Origin of the sequence: Burkholderia sp. 28_3, from assembly GCF_003253915.1 — a bacterium.
Taxonomy (GTDB): Bacteria; Pseudomonadota; Gammaproteobacteria; order Burkholderiales; family Burkholderiaceae; genus Burkholderia; species Burkholderia cenocepacia.
On sequence record NZ_QKZF01000003.1, the window covers coordinates 236,245 to 255,283 of the forward strand.

Annotated in this window: 14 protein-coding genes; 2 read left to right on the forward strand and 12 right to left on the reverse strand. The window is 65.6% G+C overall.

Annotated features, from left to right (window positions below):
* Positions 1 to 29: 29 nt before the first annotated feature.
* The gene (locus DFS13_RS09090) at positions 30 to 449 is read right to left on the reverse strand and encodes an organic hydroperoxide resistance protein (protein ID WP_034201940.1); all 420 of its coding nucleotides are present in this window, start codon (positions 447 to 449) and stop codon (positions 30 to 32) included.
* Positions 450 to 846: 397 nt separating this feature from the next.
* Between DFS13_RS09090 and DFS13_RS09100 the strand changes: the two genes are divergently transcribed.
* On the forward strand, positions 847 to 2,166 hold the full coding sequence (locus tag DFS13_RS09100; protein ID WP_006482260.1) for an MFS transporter: 1,320 nt from the start codon (positions 847 to 849) through the stop codon (positions 2,164 to 2,166).
* Between the two features lie 56 nt (positions 2,167 to 2,222).
* Here DFS13_RS09100 and DFS13_RS09105 read toward each other — a convergent pair whose 3' ends face one another.
* Entirely contained in the window at positions 2,223 to 3,110 is an 888-nt protein-coding gene (locus tag DFS13_RS09105) for a LysR family transcriptional regulator (protein ID WP_006482261.1), read from the reverse strand.
* Between DFS13_RS09105 and DFS13_RS09110 the strand changes: the two genes are divergently transcribed.
* Positions 3,109 to 4,446: an alpha-hydroxy acid oxidase gene (locus DFS13_RS09110; RefSeq protein WP_006497242.1), complete on the forward strand. Its 1,338-nt coding sequence runs from the start codon at positions 3,109 to 3,111 to the stop codon at positions 4,444 to 4,446. The genes DFS13_RS09105 and DFS13_RS09110 overlap by 2 nt on opposite strands.
* Before the next feature lie 454 nt (positions 4,447 to 4,900).
* On the opposite strand, the gene DFS13_RS09115 is transcribed toward DFS13_RS09110, so the two are convergent.
* The 10 genes from DFS13_RS09115 to DFS13_RS09170 form a co-directional block, all read right to left on the reverse strand.
* Positions 4,901 to 6,127 (reverse strand): dienelactone hydrolase family protein, encoded by a 1,227-nt coding sequence (locus DFS13_RS09115; protein ID WP_111441660.1) that lies wholly within the window; start codon positions 6,125 to 6,127, stop codon positions 4,901 to 4,903.
* A 50-nt stretch (positions 6,128 to 6,177) separates the two neighbouring features.
* On the reverse strand, positions 6,178 to 7,026 hold the full coding sequence (locus tag DFS13_RS09120; RefSeq protein WP_006497239.1) for an SDR family oxidoreductase: 849 nt from the start codon (positions 7,024 to 7,026) through the stop codon (positions 6,178 to 6,180).
* On the reverse strand, positions 7,023 to 7,661 hold the full coding sequence (locus DFS13_RS09125; protein WP_111441661.1) for a cysteine hydrolase family protein: 639 nt from the start codon (positions 7,659 to 7,661) through the stop codon (positions 7,023 to 7,025). Before DFS13_RS09125 ends, DFS13_RS09120 begins: the two co-directional genes overlap by 4 nt.
* Positions 7,658 to 8,194: an aromatic-ring-hydroxylating dioxygenase subunit beta gene (locus DFS13_RS09130; RefSeq protein ID WP_006497237.1), complete on the reverse strand. Its 537-nt coding sequence runs from the start codon at positions 8,192 to 8,194 to the stop codon at positions 7,658 to 7,660. The genes DFS13_RS09125 and DFS13_RS09130 overlap by 4 nt, the downstream gene beginning before the upstream one ends.
* Positions 8,194 to 9,531, reverse strand: a complete 1,338-nt coding sequence (locus DFS13_RS09135) for an aromatic ring-hydroxylating dioxygenase subunit alpha (protein WP_048986521.1) — start codon at positions 9,529 to 9,531, stop codon at positions 8,194 to 8,196. Before DFS13_RS09135 ends, DFS13_RS09130 begins: the two co-directional genes overlap by 1 nt.
* A gap of 22 nt (positions 9,532 to 9,553) precedes the next feature.
* On the reverse strand, positions 9,554 to 10,513 hold the full coding sequence (locus DFS13_RS09140) for a PDR/VanB family oxidoreductase (protein WP_034201751.1): 960 nt from the start codon (positions 10,511 to 10,513) through the stop codon (positions 9,554 to 9,556).
* Between the two features lie 102 nt (positions 10,514 to 10,615).
* Positions 10,616 to 11,599 (reverse strand): anthranilate 1,2-dioxygenase regulatory protein AndR, encoded by a 984-nt coding sequence (andR, locus tag DFS13_RS09145; protein WP_058901483.1) that lies wholly within the window; start codon positions 11,597 to 11,599, stop codon positions 10,616 to 10,618.
* 674 nt (positions 11,600 to 12,273) lie between these two features.
* A complete protein-coding gene (locus DFS13_RS09160; RefSeq protein ID WP_109341341.1) occupies positions 12,274 to 14,994 on the reverse strand; it encodes a TonB-dependent siderophore receptor in 2,721 nt (906 codons plus the stop codon).
* Between the two features lie 638 nt (positions 14,995 to 15,632).
* Positions 15,633 to 15,779, reverse strand: a complete 147-nt coding sequence (locus DFS13_RS09165) for a Tn3 family transposase (RefSeq protein ID WP_256870190.1) — start codon at positions 15,777 to 15,779, stop codon at positions 15,633 to 15,635.
* Positions 15,780 to 15,821: 42 nt separating this feature from the next.
* Positions 15,822 to 18,995: a multidrug efflux RND transporter permease subunit gene (locus DFS13_RS09170; protein WP_034201939.1), complete on the reverse strand. Its 3,174-nt coding sequence runs from the start codon at positions 18,993 to 18,995 to the stop codon at positions 15,822 to 15,824.
* Positions 18,996 to 19,039: the final 44 nt, after the last annotated feature.

The window sequence follows — 19,039 nt, forward strand, 5'->3', positions numbered from 1 at the left end:
GGGCGGCGCTCGGCCGCCCGGTGCAACGCTCAGGCGATCCGGATGTCGACGTCGATGTTGCCGCGCGTCGCCTTCGAATACGGGCAGGTCTGATGCGCAGCGTCGACGATGCGTTGCGCGACGTCGCGCTCGAGCCCCGGCACGCTGACGTTCAGCCGGGCCTGCAGGAAGTACGCGTTACCCGCCGTGCCGAGATCCACTTCGGCGTCGACCGCGAGATCGGCCGGCAGCGTCACCTTCGCGGCGCGCGCCGCAAGCTGCATCGCGCCGATGAAGCAGGCCGACCAGCCGGCCGCGAACAGTTGCTCCGGGTTGGTGCCGGTGCCGGCGCTGCCCGGCGACGACAACTGGATGTCGAGGCGGCCGTCGGAACTGCGCGCGGCGCCGTCGCGGCCCCCGGAAGTCGTATGCGTCTTGCCCGTGTACAGCACTTTGTCGATCTTGCTCATCATTTGCTCCGTCGGTTGGTTTGTCTCAGATGCGATTCGATCGCATGCGACGCAGTTTCCGCGTGACGGCCACCCACGTCAAGCGTATTCGATTAAATCGCATGCGATATTTTGTATTTCAATGTATCCGGATCGTGTAGTGCCTTGCGGGACAAGGCTTTCCGGCGATTCGGCATCGATGGCCGGGCATCGACGAACGGCGCCCGATTCCGGAAAGGCAGCGGGAGAGCAGGGTAGCCCGCCGATCGACGTTTCCAGAAAGCGAACAGGCTCCTTGTCATTATTTCGCTTTCTACAACGCACCGTCTCTTCTAACCTTGCCGGACCCGATCGCGAGCGGCCCACCCACGGCCAGCGCTCGCACGGACAACGAGCACATTCGAAACGGAGACATTACGTGTCGCGCGCCAGCCCTCTTGCAACGGCCACGGATTCCCGGCCGACCGGAACCCTCGCGAACCTGCGGTCCATCTTCAGCGGATCGGTAGGCAACCTCATCGAGTATTACGACTGGTACGTCTATTCGGCGTTTTCGCTGTACTTCGCGAAGGCGTTCTTTCCGAACGGCAACCTGACCGTGCAATTGCTGAACACGGCGGCCATCTTTGCCGTCGGTTTCATCATGCGTCCGATCGGCGGGTGGCTCGTCGGCATGTACGCGGATCGCAAGGGGCGCAAGGCCGCGCTGCTCGTGTCGGTGCTGGCCATGTGTATCGGCTCGCTGATCATCGGGCTGACACCCGGCTACGACACCATCGGCATCGCCGCGCCCGTGCTGCTGGTCATGGCGCGGCTGCTGCAAGGGCTGAGCCTCGGCGGCGAGTACGCCAGTTCGGCGACCTATCTGAGCGAGATGGCCGCCCCATCCAGCCGCGGTTTCTATTCGAGCTTCCTGTTCGCGACGCTGTCGCTCGGCCAGTTGCTCGCGATGGGCGTCCTCGTGGTGCTGCAGCAGTTTTTCCTGACCACCGCGCAGCTCGAAAGCTGGGGATGGCGCATCCCGTTCCTGCTCGGATCGCTGCTCGCCTGCAGCGCGATCTTCCTGCGCAGCAACATGAAGGAAACGGCCTCGTTCGAGCAGCATCGCCAGAGCAAGCGTCGCCACGCGTCGCTCGCCGACCTGTTTCGCCACAAGCGCGAATGCCTGATCGTCGCCGGCCTGACGCTCGGCGGCACGGTGGCCTTCTATGCGTACACGACGTACATGCAGAAGTTCCTCGTCAACAGCGCGGGGATGAGCAAGGCCGACGCGTCGATGGTCTCCGTGCTCAGCCTGCTTGCGTTCGTCGCGATGCAGCCGATCTTCGGCAGCCTGTCCGATCGCATCGGCCGTCGTCCGCTGCTGATCGCGTTCGGCATCCTCGGCACGCTGTGCACGGTGCCGATTTTCCAGGCGCTGCGCGGGGTCCAGACGACCGGCAGCGCGCTGGCGCTGATCATCGGCGCGCTGCTGATCGTCAGCCTGTATTCGTCGGTCAGCGCGGTGGCCAAGGCCGAGCTGTTCCCGGTCGGCGTGCGTGCGCTGGGCGTGGGGCTGCCTTACGCGATCACCGTCTCGCTGTTCGGCGGCACGGCCGAGTATGTCGCGCTATGGATGAAGAGCATCGGACACGAAGCGTGGTTCTTCTACTACGTGTCGGGATGCGTGCTCGTGTCGTTGCTCTGCTACCTGTGGATGCCCGACCCGAAGCGCGTCTCGCGCATCGACGAAGCCTGACGGCCACGCGCCCGTTCCCGGCCGCCCGCGCGTGACGCGCGGCGGCCAATCGCGCATCAGCGGAAATCCGCATACTGCCGCACCAGCGACAGCATCGACGGTATCAACCCGCGCACGTCGCCGCGACGCCACTGGAACGCATACTGAAGCGGCGTCAGCGGCGGCTCGCTCGTCAGTTCGACGAGATCGCCGCCCAGGCGCGCACGCGCCCAGTCGACCGGCAGGAAGCCGATGCCGACGCCTTCACTCAACATCCCGGCCACCGCGCTCCAGTTGTTGCACGCGATCCGGCGCGCATGATTGATCCCGCATGCCAGCAGCCAGTCGTCGAGAATGCGCGTCACGCCCGAACCGGACGGCAGCAGTACCAGCGCATGACGGGCGATCAGCGCCGGCGTCAGATCGCGTTCGCTGCCGACCAGCGTCTCGGCCGCCATCCACGCGAACCGCGCTTCCGCCACCGGCTGCGACATCACGCTGCCGCGCGACGAACGGCCGGCGATCACCGCGAAATCCAGCTCGCCGGCGTCGACTTTCTCCTCCAGCGCCGCGCCCACGTCGACATACGGCTCGAGCGCCAGCTTCGGATGCAGCTTCTGGACCGCCGCGACGAAGCGCGGCAGCCACGTGAGCGCCGACAACTCGCCGACGCCGAAGCGCAGCCGGCCGCTCAACCCTTCGTCCCGCGCGACGGATTCCTGCAACGCGGCGACGGACTCGAGCACCCGCACCACGGCGGGCAGCAACGCCTCGCCGTCGTCGGTCAGCACGGCGCGATGGCCGCTGCGGTCGAACAGCGTGCGCTCGACCACCTGTTCGAGTTCGTTGATGCGCTTGGACAACGACGACACCGACAGATGGAGCCGTTGCGCGGCGGTCGAGAAGTTGGCGCAGGTCGCCGCCCAGTAAAACGCGTCGAGTTGCTTGAGAGTCGGAGTCGCCATGGTCTTTCGCTTTTATCGAACAAATTCCTTGGAAGATTATCGCTTTTTAAGCGCCTCGCGCGACCCTAAAATTCCCGCATCGATTCGACAACAGGCCGCAGAAATGACCCCGTCCGCCTCATCCCGTCCCGCAGCCAGCCGTCCGCTGGCAGATACGCGACCGCCGCGCGTGCTGCGCAACATGCTGAGCCTCCACGATTTCGAGGCGGCGGCGCGGCGCGTGCTGCCGCGCCCGATCTTCGGCTATGTCAGCGGCGCGGCGGAGGACAACCGCACGCGCGACGACAACCGCGCCGTGTTCGACGAGTACGGATTCGCGACGCGTGTGCTGCGCAACGTTTCGCAACGGCAACAGACGGTCGAGCTGTTCGGACGGCGCTATGCGTCGCCGTTCGGCATCGCGCCGATGGGTATCCATGCGCTGTCGACCTATCGCGGCGACGTCGTCTTGGCGCGGGCCGCGCAGCGCGCGGGCATCGCGTCGATCATGAGCGGCTCGTCGCTGATCCCGCTGGAAGAGGTGGCGGCCGCCGCGCCGGGTACCTGGTTCCAGGCGTACCTGCCCGGCGATCCCGATCGTATTGCCGCGTTGCTCGAACGCGTCGCGCGCGCCGGCTACCGGACGCTGGTGATCACGGTCGACATTCCCGTGTCCGCCAATCGCGAGAACAACGTGCGGACCGGCTTCACCACGCCGCTGCGCCCCGGGCCGCGCCTGTTCTGGGACGGCATCACGCGGCCGCGCTGGCTCGCGGGCACCTTCGCCCGGACGCTGCTCGCGCACGGCATGCCGCATTTCGAAAACTCGTTTGCGACACGCGGCGCGCCGATCCTGTCGTCGACCGTGCTGCGGGATTTCTCCGCGCGCGACCATCTCGACTGGGGCCACCTGAAACGGATCCGGCAGGAATGGAAGGGCGAACTGGTGATCAAGGGCATTCTCAGCGTGGACGATGCCGTGATCGCGCGCGACATCGGCGCCGACGGCATCATCCTGTCGAACCACGGCGGCCGCCAGCTGGACGGCGCGGTGTCGCCGATGCGGATCCTGCCCGACGTGGTGCGGGCGCTCGGAGCGGATTATCCGGTGATGATCGACAGCGGGTTTCGTCGCGGGTCGGATGTGCTGAAAGCGGTTGCGATGGGCGCGCGCATGGTGTTCGTCGGGCGGCCGTTCAATTACGCGGCGGCCGTGGCCGGGGAAGCCGGTGTGCTGCATGCGATCGGTCTGCTGCGCGACGAAGTGGACCGGAACATGGCGATGCTGGGCGTCGGGCAATGCAGCGCGTTGACGCCCGACGTGCTGATTCGGAAAAGTGGATCGTCGGCGGCGTAGGTGGCCAGGTCGCAGCCGGACGGGTTCGGCGGACGCTTCGACCGGTTCGCGGCAGGGCAGGTGAATCGAAGGTCTGCGGCTGTTGCCGCGTAAGCCGATGGCGGATGGCCGGTACCCGTCAGCGGACGGCTGCCTGTTGCGTCTGCTGCCCGGCAAAGCGGCGCTCGACGTTGTGTTCGCGCGAGCGCGTCGACGCGCTACGCGCGAATATCGACGCGTGGTGGGAACGCATCGACGGAACCGGTTTTCCGGTGGTTTAACGCGCCGATCCTTTTATCGAGGAACACGTAGTTGGAGCATATGATGGTGCTATCAGGATAACTTTTCTTATCACAATAGCTCGATTCAGTTTCCAAACTGGCCGATTCGAAAACGCGCCGCTGCCGGTCACGAAAACCGCCGATGGCAGCGTCACCACCGGCGAAGGAGGCCGCGTCGTGGCCGACAGGCGCCGCTATCGCGCCGGTTCGCTCTCGCGCCAGCGCACCATCAGCGTATTCGACAGCAACGTTTCGTCGCGCAGCTTGCGCGCGACGTCGACGCCCCCGACCGGCAACCCGTGCGGATCGAGCAGCCCGAGCTGCACGAGCACGCTCGCCTGGTCCCAGTAGATGTGCTCGTTGTAGAGCTTCGGCCCGCGGAATTCGACGACGACGACCATCGGAATCTCCACGCGCTTGCCGGTCGGCGCGACGCCGGGCAGCAGCCAGTCGATCTCCCGGTCGTGCGTAAACGTCAGGATGAACTCGTCCACCATGCGATCGACGCCGACCACGCGCGAGATCGGCGCCATCGCCATGTCGGCCGGGTTGCCGTGGATGAAGTGATGCGTGTAGAAGCGCTTCAGTTCCGTGTACCCGGTGCCGCCCGTCATGGTCGGCACGTGATTCACGTACGGTTCGGGCACCATGGTCCGCATCGTCTCCTCGGGATCGCGCGCGGCGAATTCCAGATGGAAGTGATGATCGGCGAGCGCGCCCAGATCGTAGTCGGGGCCGAGCACCTTGCGAAACACCGCAAGACTGCGTGTGTGCGCGGACATCGCGGCCGCCTTGACGAAGGTCGGCCCGCTACGGCTGAAGGCATGGCCGGCACCGTCGTACGCGTAAAGCTTCAGGTTCGGCTTGCCGTCCAGCGCCGCGCGGATCGCCGTCACGGTCGCGGGCGGATTGAGCGGATCGTCGGCGCCGAAATGCAGTGCGAGCGGGCACGTGATGCGCTCGGCCAGTTCGAGCGACTGCTCGATGCCGACACCGTAATAGCCGACCGCGCAATCGACGTCGCCCTGCGCCGCGGCGAGCCACGCGAGCTTGCCGCCGAGACAGAAGCCGAGCACGCCGACCTTGCCGGTCGATTCGGGCAGCGTGCGCGCATGGGCGATGGTCGCACGGATATCGTCGACGGCGCGGGCCACGTCGAGGCGCGTGTAATAGTCGAAAGCCTTGGCATGGTCGGCGTCCCCGTAACCAAGTTCGATGTTCGGACCGAACGGGTGGAACAGGTCCGGCGCGATGACGACGTAGCCCTCGGCCGCATAGAGATCCGCCACTTTGCGCATCTCGGCGTTCACGCCGAAGATTTCCTGCAGCAAGACGATGACCGGGCCGTGGCCCGCTTCCGGCAGCGCGAGATAGGCGTCGAACGCCGTGTCGCCCCGTTCGATTCTGATGTGCTTCTTCATGGTTGAAGTCCCGATGGAAGAGGGGGAAGGAATGCGAGCCGAACGGTTCGCTACTGCGCTGCGCGCCGTTCGAACCATTCGCGCGGCGAGCGGCCCTGATCCGGCCCGAGGATCGAAAAACCGCCGTCGACCGGTACGTCGATCCCGGTGATCCACGCGGCATCGTCCGAACAGAGAAACGCGACGACTCGCCCGATCTCGTCGCCGCGACCGACGCGGCCGAGCGCATGCAGCGGCCGGCCGACGCGGTCCGCGACGTCGACCGACCCACCCGCGAGCCGCTCCAGCGACGGCGACCACGTCCAGGCGGGCGACACGCTGACCGCCCGCAGGCCATGCGGCGCCAGCTCCACGGCGAGATTGCGTGTCAGTTGCAGCAGCGCGGCCTTCGACGCCGGATACAGCGCGCGGCCGGCCGCGCCGAACTTGCCGCCGACGCTGCCGAGGTTGACGATCACGCCACCGCGCCGCAGATGCGGCGCGGCCTTCTGCGCGAGGATCGCCGCCGACACGAGATTGACGTCGAGCAGGCGCGACCATTGTTCGCGCGTCGACGCGAGGCCTGCATCGTCGTAGCTGCACGCATTGTTCACGACGATGTCGAGACCGCCGAACGCGGCGAGGGCAGTCGCGATCGTGCTGTCGAGTCGCGCGTCGTCGGTGACGTCGGTGTGTGCGAAGCGCGCCGATGTGCCGATCGAGGCGGCCAGCGCGTGGCCGGCCGCGTCATCGAGCCCCGCGATCAGCACGCCGGCGCCTTCGTTCGCGAGGGCGCGCGCGATGTCGGCGCCGAGCCCCTGCGTCGCGCCGGTGACGATCGCGACCTTGCCCGCGAGGCGTGCGCGCGTGCCAGCCGGGCTCGTCTGCGAGGACGCTTCGGAAGCGTGCGAGACGTTCATGTGCCCTCCGTGTGCGACGCGTGGCCGAACAGCTCCGCCACGCTGGAAATACCCGCGATCAAGCGCATCGACTCGAGCGATGCATCGTGCTGCCGACGATCCGCGCACGCGCAGGCGTCGGCCGCGACGGTCACGCGATAGCCGAGATCGGCGGCATGGCGCACGGTCATTTCTACGGTCGAGTGCGTGGCGACGCCGGCAACGATCAGGTGACGCACGTCGTGCGCCGCGAGGATCCGTTCCAGCGGCGTACCGATGAAGCCGCTCGTGCACTGGTGATGGATGACATGGTCGAGCGCGCGCGCCGGATCGGGTTCGAGCGTCGGGTAAAACTGCGCGCCCCAGCTGCCGTCGCGTAGCGCGCCGAGCTCGGCCGTGCGCACGAAAATCGGTGCATTGCGCGGCAAGTCCGCGTAATCCTCGCGGAAGGCGATGCGGACATGCGCGATCGGCAAGCCGAGCCCGCGCGCGCCGGCCAGCAGCGCGCGGGCCGCGTCGAGCACCGCCGCGCGGTCGGGCCGGTCCGCGTCGAAGCCGACGCGAATCTTGCCGCGCGGATCGAGCACGTCGTTCTGGTAATGCAGCGCGATCACGGCGGTGCGCGCAAGCGGTATCGGCGGCGATGCGGCGTTCACACGAATACCTCCAGGTTCGCGAGCGCATCGGTCGAGTTGATGAGATCGACGCGCTTCAGATAGATCTTCCAGTCCGGGCCGCGCGTATCGAGCTTGTGCGTGACGAGCCCGGCGAGCGTGCGCTGCCCGATGCGCCATTCGTTGACGATCAGCGTCGAGTGGACCACCAGCCGGCCGGCCGCATCGCGGCCGTCGACGATCACGTTGCCGACGATGCGCGCGGTGCGCGTCGACGGCTGCTGCGACCAGTTGCGCCGGTTCGTCACGCGGGCCGCGCGCACTTCGCGCAGCGTCGCATCCTCCCAGAAGAGCGAGATATGGTCGCGCGGGCTGGTCTGGCCCGGCTCGTGCGGCAGCCAGTACATGCCGTCGGGTGTCCACAGGTCGAGCCATGCGTCGAATGCGCGCGTATCGAGCAGCCGCGCCTCGCGAAACAGAAACTGTGCCGCCTGCGCGTGCAGCGCCGCGTCGGCGGCGAGGGCAGGGGCGTCGACCGCGACGGTCGACAGGTCGAAAGCCGGATCGTGCAGCATCAGGCGTCTCCTGCGCGCGTGCGCGCGGGTGGGGCGGCCTCGTCGACCATGAAGCGTTTCCACGCGGCGAACTGGTTGCGCATCGGCAATTCGCTGGTGCCGTTGATCGACACGAAGCCGTCGTCCGTCGCGCGATCCGTGCCCGCGTAGCGATGCATGCTCACCCACTCGCCGCCGCGGGTCTGATTGCCTTCCTGGCAGCGTGCGTAGACTTCGACGTCGTCCGGCATCACGTTCGACGACGGCGAATTGATCACGTTCGCGTAGGTCAATGCGCGATCGAACACCGCGTCGGGTGCACCTTTCAGGCGAAACAGCTGGATTTCAACCAGTGTCCGGTCCACCGCGATCGGACGAATCACGCGGAACTGCTGAAACACCGTATGCGGGGAACCGCTGCCGTAGATCACGGTGTTGTGGCGATTCATCCCGAGAATCCGGCGTGCGCGTTCGTCGCCATAAGCCTGCGCGAGCACCGCGAAATGCGCGTTCGACACCGAATCGCGTTCGGCCGCCGCCGGATCGAAAATCCCTTCCATGTAGCCGTGGCCGTATGCGTAGGCGCGCAGTTCCAGTTTTTCCCAGAATTCGTACGGCTCGCCGTTGCCGTCCATGATGAGCAGCTCGAACGGCATCGCGCCCATTTCCTCGGCCTGCGCGCGGGCCGACATCACCGACGATTCATGCGTGACCGGCGCATGCATCGTGTCGTGCAGGTTCTCGTAGAACACTTTCCAGTTCGAGCGCTGCAGGACGCGGAACACGCCCCCCGTGACCTCGACCTCGCCGACCGGGGAACGGTCGCACAGATTGTCGATCGACGACACGACGCCATTCAGGAAGGTCCGCAGATCCGGGCCGTCGTCGCTCTGGCTCGCGAACACGAAGCCGCGATAGCTGTCCACGCGCGCGACGCGGCGCATCGAGAAATCCGGATGCTTCGGGTCGAAGCAGGTGTTCTGCAGGCCGTTGCGCAGCGGCGCCGACAGGTGCGTGCCGTCGTGCCTGAAGGTCCAGGCATGATACGGACACCGGAAGAATTTCCCGACCGAGCCGTCGCCGTCGGGTACGACTTTCGCGCCCTTGTGCGGACACCGGTTGTAGATCACGTGGATCGTGCCGTCGGATGCACGCACCATCACCACGTCCTGGTCGCCGATACGCGTCGTGTGATAGTCGCCGGCCGTCTTGACCTGGCTCTCGTGGCCGACGTAGATCCACGCACGACCGTAGATCCGTTCCATTTCCAGCGCGAAGATCGCGGGATCGGTATAGAGGCGCTTGTGCACGCTGTCGGGGCGCACCAGCCCGGCCAGCGTCTCGTTGGTAACGCTCATGGGGTTTCCTCGATGGGAAGGGTCAAAGATCCAGCACGAGATGCGCGCCGTGCGCGCGCGACACGCATGGACAGAACGCGCCGCTCGCGTGGTCGTCGTCGCTCAGGCAGATGTCGCGGTGATCGGGATCGCCGTCGAGCAAGCGCACCGCGCACACGCCGCAATCGCCGCGCCGGCAGTCGTAGAGCGGATCGAGGCCGGCTTCGATCATCGCGTCGAGAATCGACGTGCCGGGCGGCACGTTCAGCACGTGCCCCGAGCCGGCGAGACGCACTTCGACCGTGGCGTTTTCCGCCGTCGCGACCGGCGCGGCAAAGCGTTCGCAGTGCAGCGCGTCGTCGCGCCAGCCAAGATGCCGCGCGGCCGCGAGCGTCGCCTCGATGAGCCCGGCGGGCCCGCACACGTACAGATGCGTGCCGCGCTCGGGCGCGCCGATCGCGTCGGCCAGCGGCAGGCCGCGCGACGGTTCGCCGTCGTCGAACCAGCATGTCGCACCCGGTAGCGCGGCAACCTCGTCGCGATAGGCCATCGACACGGCATCGCGCGCGGCGTAGTGCAGCGTGAACGGCCGCCCGCTGCTCGCCAGTTCGCGCGCCATCGCGAGAATCGGCGTGATGCCGATGCCGCCGGCCACGAGCAAGTGCCGGCGTGCGTGCGCGACGAGCGGAAAATCGTTCCGGGGCGGATCGATGTCGAATTCGTCGCCGGGCGCACAGGCGTGCATCCACTGCGAACCGCCGCTGCCGGCCGCTGCGTGCAGCACCGCGATTTCGTAACGGTCGATCGAATCGGCGCGCCCGCCGGCGTTCACGAGCGAATATGCACGCCGTTGCGAACGAGGGGAGAGGGGCACGTGCACGCCGATATGCGCGCCGGCCGTGAACCCGGGCAGCGGGCCGCCGTCGGCGGCGACGAGATGCAATCGGCGGATTGCGGGCGTCAGCGCATCGATGCGCTCGACGCGAATTCTGAGCGGGGACATCCAGCGGCTCCGTTGAATTCAGAGGAGGCCACTGTATGCGGGCGAATGTGCCGCGAATATCCGGCGAGCGCAGCGCCTGTCCGGCGCGCGCAGAATTTCCGCTCAGCCAGCGGACTGGCGCGCGCGCCGCAACGTATCCGACGGCGATTCCCGAAACGTTTCGCGGTACAGGGCGGCGAAGCGGCCCAGATTCGCGAAGCCGCAACGGAGCGCCACGTCGGCCACGCGGTCACTTTCGCGGCCTTGCAGCAATCGGTCGCGTGCGCGTTCGAGACGCCGTTCGCGGACCAGCTGCATCGGGCTGCCGCGCGAGAAACGCTGGAACCCGTCGAGCAGCGTACGCACCGGCACGTCGGCCGCCAGCGCGATATCGGCCAGCGTGATCGGCTCGCACGCGTGCTCGTCGATATAGGCTTCCGCGCGCTTGACCGTGCGCGGCACGAGCGCCGTTCCGCCGGGCCGCGTCTGGCAGTGATGCGGCTGCCCGGCGAGCAGGAGCGAGATCACGAGCCGCTCGAATTCGAGTGCGATACGGCGGTCGCGCTGCGCGAGCGCGACCGTCTCCGGCGACGACGCCATGACGCGCAACTGCATCAGCCACGGCAAGAGTTCGGAGCGGGAGAGATCGAGCACCGGCTCGATCTGCAGATGGTCGTAGCCGGTGTGAGCCAGGATCGCGCGCTTGTCGACGCGCACGAAGAACTGCTCGCAGTCGCGGGAGAACGTGCCGCCGAAATGGCTGGCCGGGCTGACGATGACGCCCTGCGCCGGCCCGATGATCACGCGCCGGCCGCCGACGCTCACGTCCGCATAGCCGCCGAGGCTGAGGATCGCGAGATAGTAATCCTCGATTTCCCCGGCATCGACGCCCATCGCGACGTCGTAACCGATCGTGCCGAACCCGACGCTGTCGATCCGCACGTAGTCCATGTACGCGGAATAGCCGCCACGCGAGCTGCCAGGGATGAGTCGATGCGGCTGCAGCACCGCGGCGATCCGTTCACGCGTGTCGTCGATATCGACCGATTCGAAATAGCGGTATCGACGGAGCAGGGTCGGCTCAATCGGCAAGGAAGCATTGGGCATGGCGAATCTTCTTTGCGTATGCGGGGAAACCCGGGGCGCGACATCGAACGATCGCCGTTGTTTTCCGGGGCACGTTCACTGTACACGTTTGCGACAAGGTCAATAAAACGGCCAATATCGGCCTCCGGATACTTGCGGGAATCGGACAGGCAGTCGTGTGAGGTTGCGTTTATTGGCTGGATATCGGCCGGATGGTGAGCGTCGGCGGACGTCATATTCGCTCGGGTCGCCACACGCGCCGGACGATGCCGGCGGAAATCCTCACGTTCGCGTGGGAATGGATGGCGACTTCATCCTGCGTCCGTGTGGCGTCGCCTGATCACGACGAAACCGAGCGCATGAAGACGATGCCGGGCGCTTGGTCGCGAGTTGGGATCGGCCCGAGGTCGGTCGCGTGATTGGATGCGACGAGTAGCGACGCTGGATAGCTTGCGACGGGTCGAAAAGCGGACATTTCAATCTAGCTACTACAACATAAACTGTCGATAATTATGATTATGTCAAATACAAAAAATCGACGGCACGAGGGGCTGCTGGCCAAGCGTCCTCGCGTTCAAACCTTGCACCTCTGCACTTGACCTTGACTGAGGCCGGCTGCCGGTCCAGCTCATGCTTCGTCGTCCCGGCGCGGGCCGCGCACCGGGACCGGTTGCCGCCTGGCGGCTTCCTCCCTGTCAGAACCGGTACGTCGCCCCGACCTGGAAGAAACGACCAAGGTTCGTGTAGAGCGACTGGTCATAGCCAGTGATGTCGGGCACGGCTTGCCACTCGACGTCGAACGGCGGCTTCTTGTCGAAGAGGTTCGTGATGCCGCCGTAAATCGTCCAATGCTTGAAGCCGCGATAGTTGAACATGAGGTTGAACTGGCTGTACGACGCCACCGATCCCGTACCGCCGTCGCCGAATTCCGCGGCCACGGCGTTCGTATACGGCCCCGTGTATTGCCAGGTCAGCGTGGTGGTCAGTTGCCGGTAGTCCCAGCTCACGCTCGTATTGCCCTTCCAGCGCGGGTTGCTCGCGCCGAACGGCTGCAGCAGCGCAAGGTTGTTGCCGGCGAAGTCCTGCGGTGCGGTTCCGGGGCTGTGTAGCTTGAAGTGCCACACATAAGTCCAGTCGCCTGCGAGCGTGAACGTGCCGTACTTGGTGCGCAGCGCTTTGCGGAAATTGAGATCGAAGCCATCAGTGTCGAGCGCACCGAGGTTCACGAAATGCTGAACGAGGTAACGCACCGACCCGTCGGCGTTGCGCACGACGCGGGAGGGATCGTTGGCGACGAGCACCGCGTTCGGATCGTCGGTGCCGATGACGCCGTCGATGCGGACCTTGTAGAACGCCGCGCCGATATCGGTCATCGCATCGGGCGAAAGCTGGAAGCCGATATTGTAGTTCTTCGTGTGCTCGGGCTGAAGATTCGGATTACCCGCGACTTGCTCCGTCGTGAAGTGCTTCGTCGGCACACCGCTCGGATCATTCGGATCGACGAGGTTCTGGTGAGAGAGATAGACGGCCTGCGAGTTTTCGACGAGGGTCGGCGCGCGGAAGCCGCGACTGTACGATGCATACGTCGTCAGCATTTGCACCGGCTGGAAACGCAGCGCAAAACTCGGCGAAAACGCCCCACCGAAGTCGCTGTAGTGATCGTAGCGGCCCGCCTGCGTGAACGTCAGGTTGCGCAGGATCGGAATGTCGACCTGGTAGAACGCGGCGGCGACGTTGCGCGAACCCTCCACCGTCTGCACGTTCGCGGGTGCGGATACGCCCTGCGACGCGAGCGTCTGCGGGTTGATCGTCGACGATTCGTGACGGAACTCGGTGCCCAGGCCCAGACCGACCGGGCCCCCGGGCAGCGTGAAGAGATTCGACGTCGAGGCCTTCGCTGTCACGCTGTCGACCTTCGAGATGGCCTGCTGATCGTCGTCCGTGAAAACGCCGTTCAGGCCGTTTGGCGTGGCGGCCGGGTTCGAGAAGTTGTAGGTGCCGTTCGCGAGCATGTTCTCGAGGCCCGCGACGTTGATCCGGTTGCGATACGTCGTATCGACGGTGCTCTGCGAGTGGCCGTAATCGGCCGACCAGTCCCACGCGCCGAATCTGCCCGTGTCGAACGAACCTTTGACGCCCGTGTTCGCCATCCAGAACGTCGATACCGTGTCCGCCCCCACGACGTTGCCCGGGAAGGTCAGGTTGATCGCCGTCGGCACGCCGAACGGGTTATAGGGGTTGCTCACCGGTACGGTGCGCGGCAGCGGCGAAACGGACCCGGTCGAAGGGTTGTAGACGTTCGTCGTGCTCGAGATCGAGGCCGGTCCCTGCAACTGGACGGTTTCATCGCGGCTCACCCAGAAGCCCGCATAGGCCTGCGTGTTGTCGTCGATCTTGAAGGTGGCGCGCACCTTCGCGTTCAGGCGCGTCGTGGATGGAACGAGCGATGTCGACGCGGCCGGGTTGTACGTGCAATTGGTCGCGCTCGTCTTGCTGCCCGGCGGGCACGGCGAAAGCGGCACCCTGGAGCCGTCCGCCAACGACCAGTACGATTGCTGGTTCGGCCCGAGCGGCGCTGCCAGCCCGCCGGGATATTGCGTGAAGTCTTGCGCCGACGTCATGTCGCGATCGCCGAGCGTCGAGCCCGAATCGCGGTAATAGCTGGCGGCCGCGGTGACGTTGAAGCGATCCGAATTCAGGTCGCCGAAGCCGGCCAGTACACTGAAGTTGCCCTGCCCGTCGCCCGGATGCTGCGCCTTGCCGAGTTGGCCGTCGATCTGCAGGCCCTGAAAGTTCTTCTTCGTAATGATGTTGACGACGCCCGCGATCGCGTCCGAGCCGTAGACGGACACCGCGCCGGTCTTGACGATCTCGACGCGCTCCACCATGTTCAACGGGATCGCGTTGACATCGAAGAACGTGTCGGTGAAGTTCACCGACTGCGCATAGTTCGCGACGCGCTGGCCATCGACGAGCACGAGCGTGTATTTCTCGCTGAGCCCGCGCAACGCCATACCGGCGCCGCCGGGGGCCGAACTGTTCATCGTCGTCTGGCCCCAGCTGCTTGCGGAATTGGCAGAGGTCGAACGCAGGAAATCGGCAACCGTCGTGTATCCGCTTTGCTGGATTTCCTTCGCGGTGATGACCTGCACTTCGGTGTGACCGACCTTGTCGGATGTACGGATCAGCGAGCCCGTCACTTCGAACTTGTCGAGCTTTTTCACGGCCTGCCCGCCCGCGGCGGTGCCCGACGCCGGAGCGGGTGCGGCGGCGGTCGTGCTGCCGGCTTGCTCGGCGGCGACGTTCCCGTCGACAGGCGTTGTCTGCGCGTAAGCGGAGGTACCCAAAGCCGCCGTCAACGCGACTTCAGCCCATACGATGCTGCGTATTGCCGATCCCAAAGCCGTTGGTTTCATAACACCCCTCTGTCGTCGCAAGGCCTCACCTTTTTGTATGCGCGGAGATTCGCCGGCCTTTAAATAGCGTTGCCCCGCGTTCCTGATTCGTCATCTGGCGATCACAACCATTCCGTCCGCCCGTTTATTTATTTCAAATTTATTTATTCAACTTCTGAGTGAAATGAATTTGAAATAAATAAACGGCGTTCCTATGGAATTAGGATGCCTAATTACATGAATCGATCTTTTCGTGCATCGAACGGCCTCATACAAGATGTCCCTGGAACATTCGCATCATGGCGCTTTGTCAATTAGCGCGTACGCGTTGCCAGGAAAGGCAGTCGCTCGTTGAAGGGCTGCTTTACGTCTTCACTTTGAAGGTCTTAATGCACGGAATCTTCATTACCGTTCACTACCAAAGTTTTACGTTGGACGCGAACATAGCAGGACAGAATCGATGCGTCAAAAAATATTTGATGCAGCATAACTTTGTTTAGGTGCAATGGACGCACCCGGTTGGTGCCGAATAAAAATCGATATGGTTCATACGCCGCTACCGTTGTTCTGTCTTCCTTGTGCGGCTGCCTTTTTCATCCGCTCGCGCATGCGCCGCAATGGAGCACGCGGCCGGTACTCGCCAGCCCGAATTTTTTTGTTTACCAGAGAGGAGACACGAATCCTTGGCATAGAAACAGTCCGAACACGTGATCGATGAATCCCGTCGTGTCGGCATAGTGTTCCGCGATCAACAGATCGGACTCCTGATAGCTCATCCCTTCGAGCACGTACTTGGCGTCGCGCAGCCGTCATCCCGTGATCGCACTGCCAACGCCCCGTCGCGACCATCAATCGATCTCCAGATTTTCAGCCGTTTCCACGCGCTGCACGTCGCGCTTCGTCACCGCCGCATGCCGCCCGCGCCGGCCTACGGATACCACCACCCGAAACGCCACCGGCGCGAACACGAGCCCGAACATCGTCGCGGCGAGCACGCCCCCGAACGCACCCGTGCCGATCGACCGCCGGCTTTCCGCACCCGCGCCGGTCGCCAGCACGAGCGGCACGACGCCCAGCAGGAACGCCATCGACGTCATCATGATCGGCCGGAATCGCGCGGCGGCCGCGTCGACCACCGCCTGCCGCAACGGCACGCCGCTCCCGGCCAGATCGCGCGCGTACTGCACGATCAGGATCGCATTCTTCGCAGCCAGCCCGACCACCGTGATCATCCCGACCTTGAAATACACGTCGTTCGGCATCCCGCGCGCGAGCGCCGCCGCGATCGCGCCGATCATGCCGAGCGGCACGATCGTCAGCACGGACAGCGGGACCCTCCAGCTTTCGTACAGCGCGGCAAGCGCCATGAAAACCGCGAGCACGGACAGCCCGACGAGCAGCGGTGTTTGCCGCGCGGCAACCTGCTCCTCGCGCGCCGCATCGACCCAGTCGAAGCCGATCCCGACTGGCAGTGCGCCGGCGAGCCGCTCCATCTCCGCCATCGCCGCGCCCGAACTCGTGCCGGTCGCCGCGCGGCCGCTGATGTCGAGCGACGGATAGCCGTTGTAGCGATTCAGCATCACCGGGCCGACCGTCCAGTGCGGCGCGGCGATGGCCGACAACGGAACCATGTCGCCGGTGCGGTTCGGCACCGTCAGCGCCATCAGTTGCGCATCGGTCGCGCGCGCGACCGGGTCGGCCTCGATGACCACCCGCCGCATCCGGCCCGATGCAGGAAAATCGTTGATGTAGTTCGAGCCGAACGTGCCGCCCAGAAGGCCCGCGATTCGCTCGAACGGCACGCCGAGCGCATACGCCTTCGCACGATCGACATCGAGTTCGATCCGCGGCGCGTCCGGCAGGTCTTCGAAATGCACGGCGGCGAGCAAGGGATCCGCTTTCGCTCGTCCGGACAACTGCTCGCGAGCCGCCTTCAACGCATCGAGCCCGACGCCGCCGCGATCCTCGAGCCGGAACGTGAATCCGTCGGAATGCCCGATGCCGCGCACCGACGGCGGCAGCGACGCCTCGACGTCGCCGTCGAGGATCGTTCCGAAACGCCCGTTGAGCCGGTCGCGCAACGCCATCGCGTCGACGTCGCGCCGCGCCCAGTCCTTCAGCTCCACGAACGCCATCCCGACGTTCTGCCCGCTGCCCGCGAAACTCCAGCCGATCACGCTCGTCACGTTCGCGATCGCCGGCTCCGCGCGCAGGATCGCCTCGACACGCTCGACGACCGCGAGCGTGCGCGCCTGCGTGGCGCCCGCCGGCAGCTGAATCATCACCTGCAGTTGCCCCTGGTCCTCGGTCGGCAGGAAGCCGCCCGGCATCATCCAGTACAGCAGCCCGCATGCGATCACGAGCGCCGCGTAGACCGCCACGATCATGCCGGTGCGGCGCACGGCGAACACGGCGAGACGGCGATAACCGGATTCGACGCGCGCGAAGAACGCACCGAAGCAGTCGGCCAGATGCGTGCCGATGCCACGTCGCCGCGCGTGGCCGATTCCGCCGTCGTGTCGCGCGACCGGCTTCAGCAGGTTCGCGCACAGCGCGGGCGTGAGCGACAGCGCCATGAACGACGACACCAGCATCGATGCGATCATCGCCACCGCGAACTGCCGGTAGATGCCGCCGACGGCGCCCGGAAAAAACGCCATCGGCACGAATACGGCGGTCAGCACCGCGGTCACCCCGACGATCGCACCGCCGATCCGCTTCATTGCGCGGCGCGTGGCGTCGCGCGGCGACACGCCCTCCTCCATCACCCGGTGCACGCTCTCGACGACGACGATCGCATCGTCGACAAGGATGCCGATCGCCAGCACGAGACCGAACATCGTGAACACGTTGATCGACAGTCCGAACGCCCACATCGCGACGAACGCACCCATCAGCGTGACGGGAATCACGACGGTCGGCACCAGCGTGTAACGCAGATCGCGCAGGAACAGCCACATCACGCAAAACACCAGCACGACCGCCTCGACGAGCGTCAGCACGACCTCCCGGATCGCGATCGTCACGAAATGGGCGCCATCGAACGGAATCTCCATCGCCACGCCCGGCGGCAATACCCTCGACAGTTCGGCAAGCCGCGCACGGATCGCGTTCGAGGTTTCGAGCGCGTTGCCGCGCGGGCCGAGCTGGATGCCGACGGTGGCCGCCGGCCGGCCGTTCAGCCGTGAATAGAACGAGTAGTCGTCGCGGCCGATTTCGACACGGGCGACGTCGGCGACGCGCACCACCGAACCGTCCTGCTTCGACTTCAGCACGATCTGGCCGAACTCCTCCGGCGACGTCAGCTGTCCCTTGACGACGATCGTCGCGGTGAGCTGCTGGCCGCGCTCGAACGGCGCATCGCCGATCGCACCGGCCGTCACCGTTGCGTTCTGCACGCCGATCGCCGCGATCACGTCATCGGCGCCGAGATCGTATTCACGCAATTTGTTCGGATCGAGCCAGACCCGCAGCGCCTCGCCGGCGTCCCACAGCTCGGCCGCGCCGACGCCCGGCGCACGCTTCAGTTCGCGCAGCACGTAGCGGTTCAGGTAATCGCCGAGTTGCGCGGAATCGCGCGTGCCGTCGGTCGACGTCAGCGTGACGAGCATCAGGAACGTGTTCGCTGCCTTGAATACGCCGATCCCCTGCTGGACGACCTGCTGCGGCAACCGCGGCTCGACCTGCTTCAGCCGGTTGTTCACGTCGACGAGCGCGATGTCCGGATCGGTGCCGGGCGAAAACGTGACGTCGATCTCGAGATTGCCGTGACCGTCGCTGCTCGTCGCGTAATACAGAAGCCCGTCGGCGCCGTCGAGGCTTTCCTCGATGATGCTGCCGACGTCGCCGTCGACCGTCTCGGTCGACGCGCCCGGATACGCGGCCGTGATCACGACCCGCGGCGGCGCAAGCCGCGGATATTGCGCGATCGGAAGCTGCGGAATGGCGAGCATGCCTGCGACGACGATTGCGAGCGCAACGATCCACGCAAAGACGGGACGATCGATGAAGAACGATGGCATCGGCATGTGTCAGCGAACCGCCGGCGTTTCGGCGCGGGACCGCG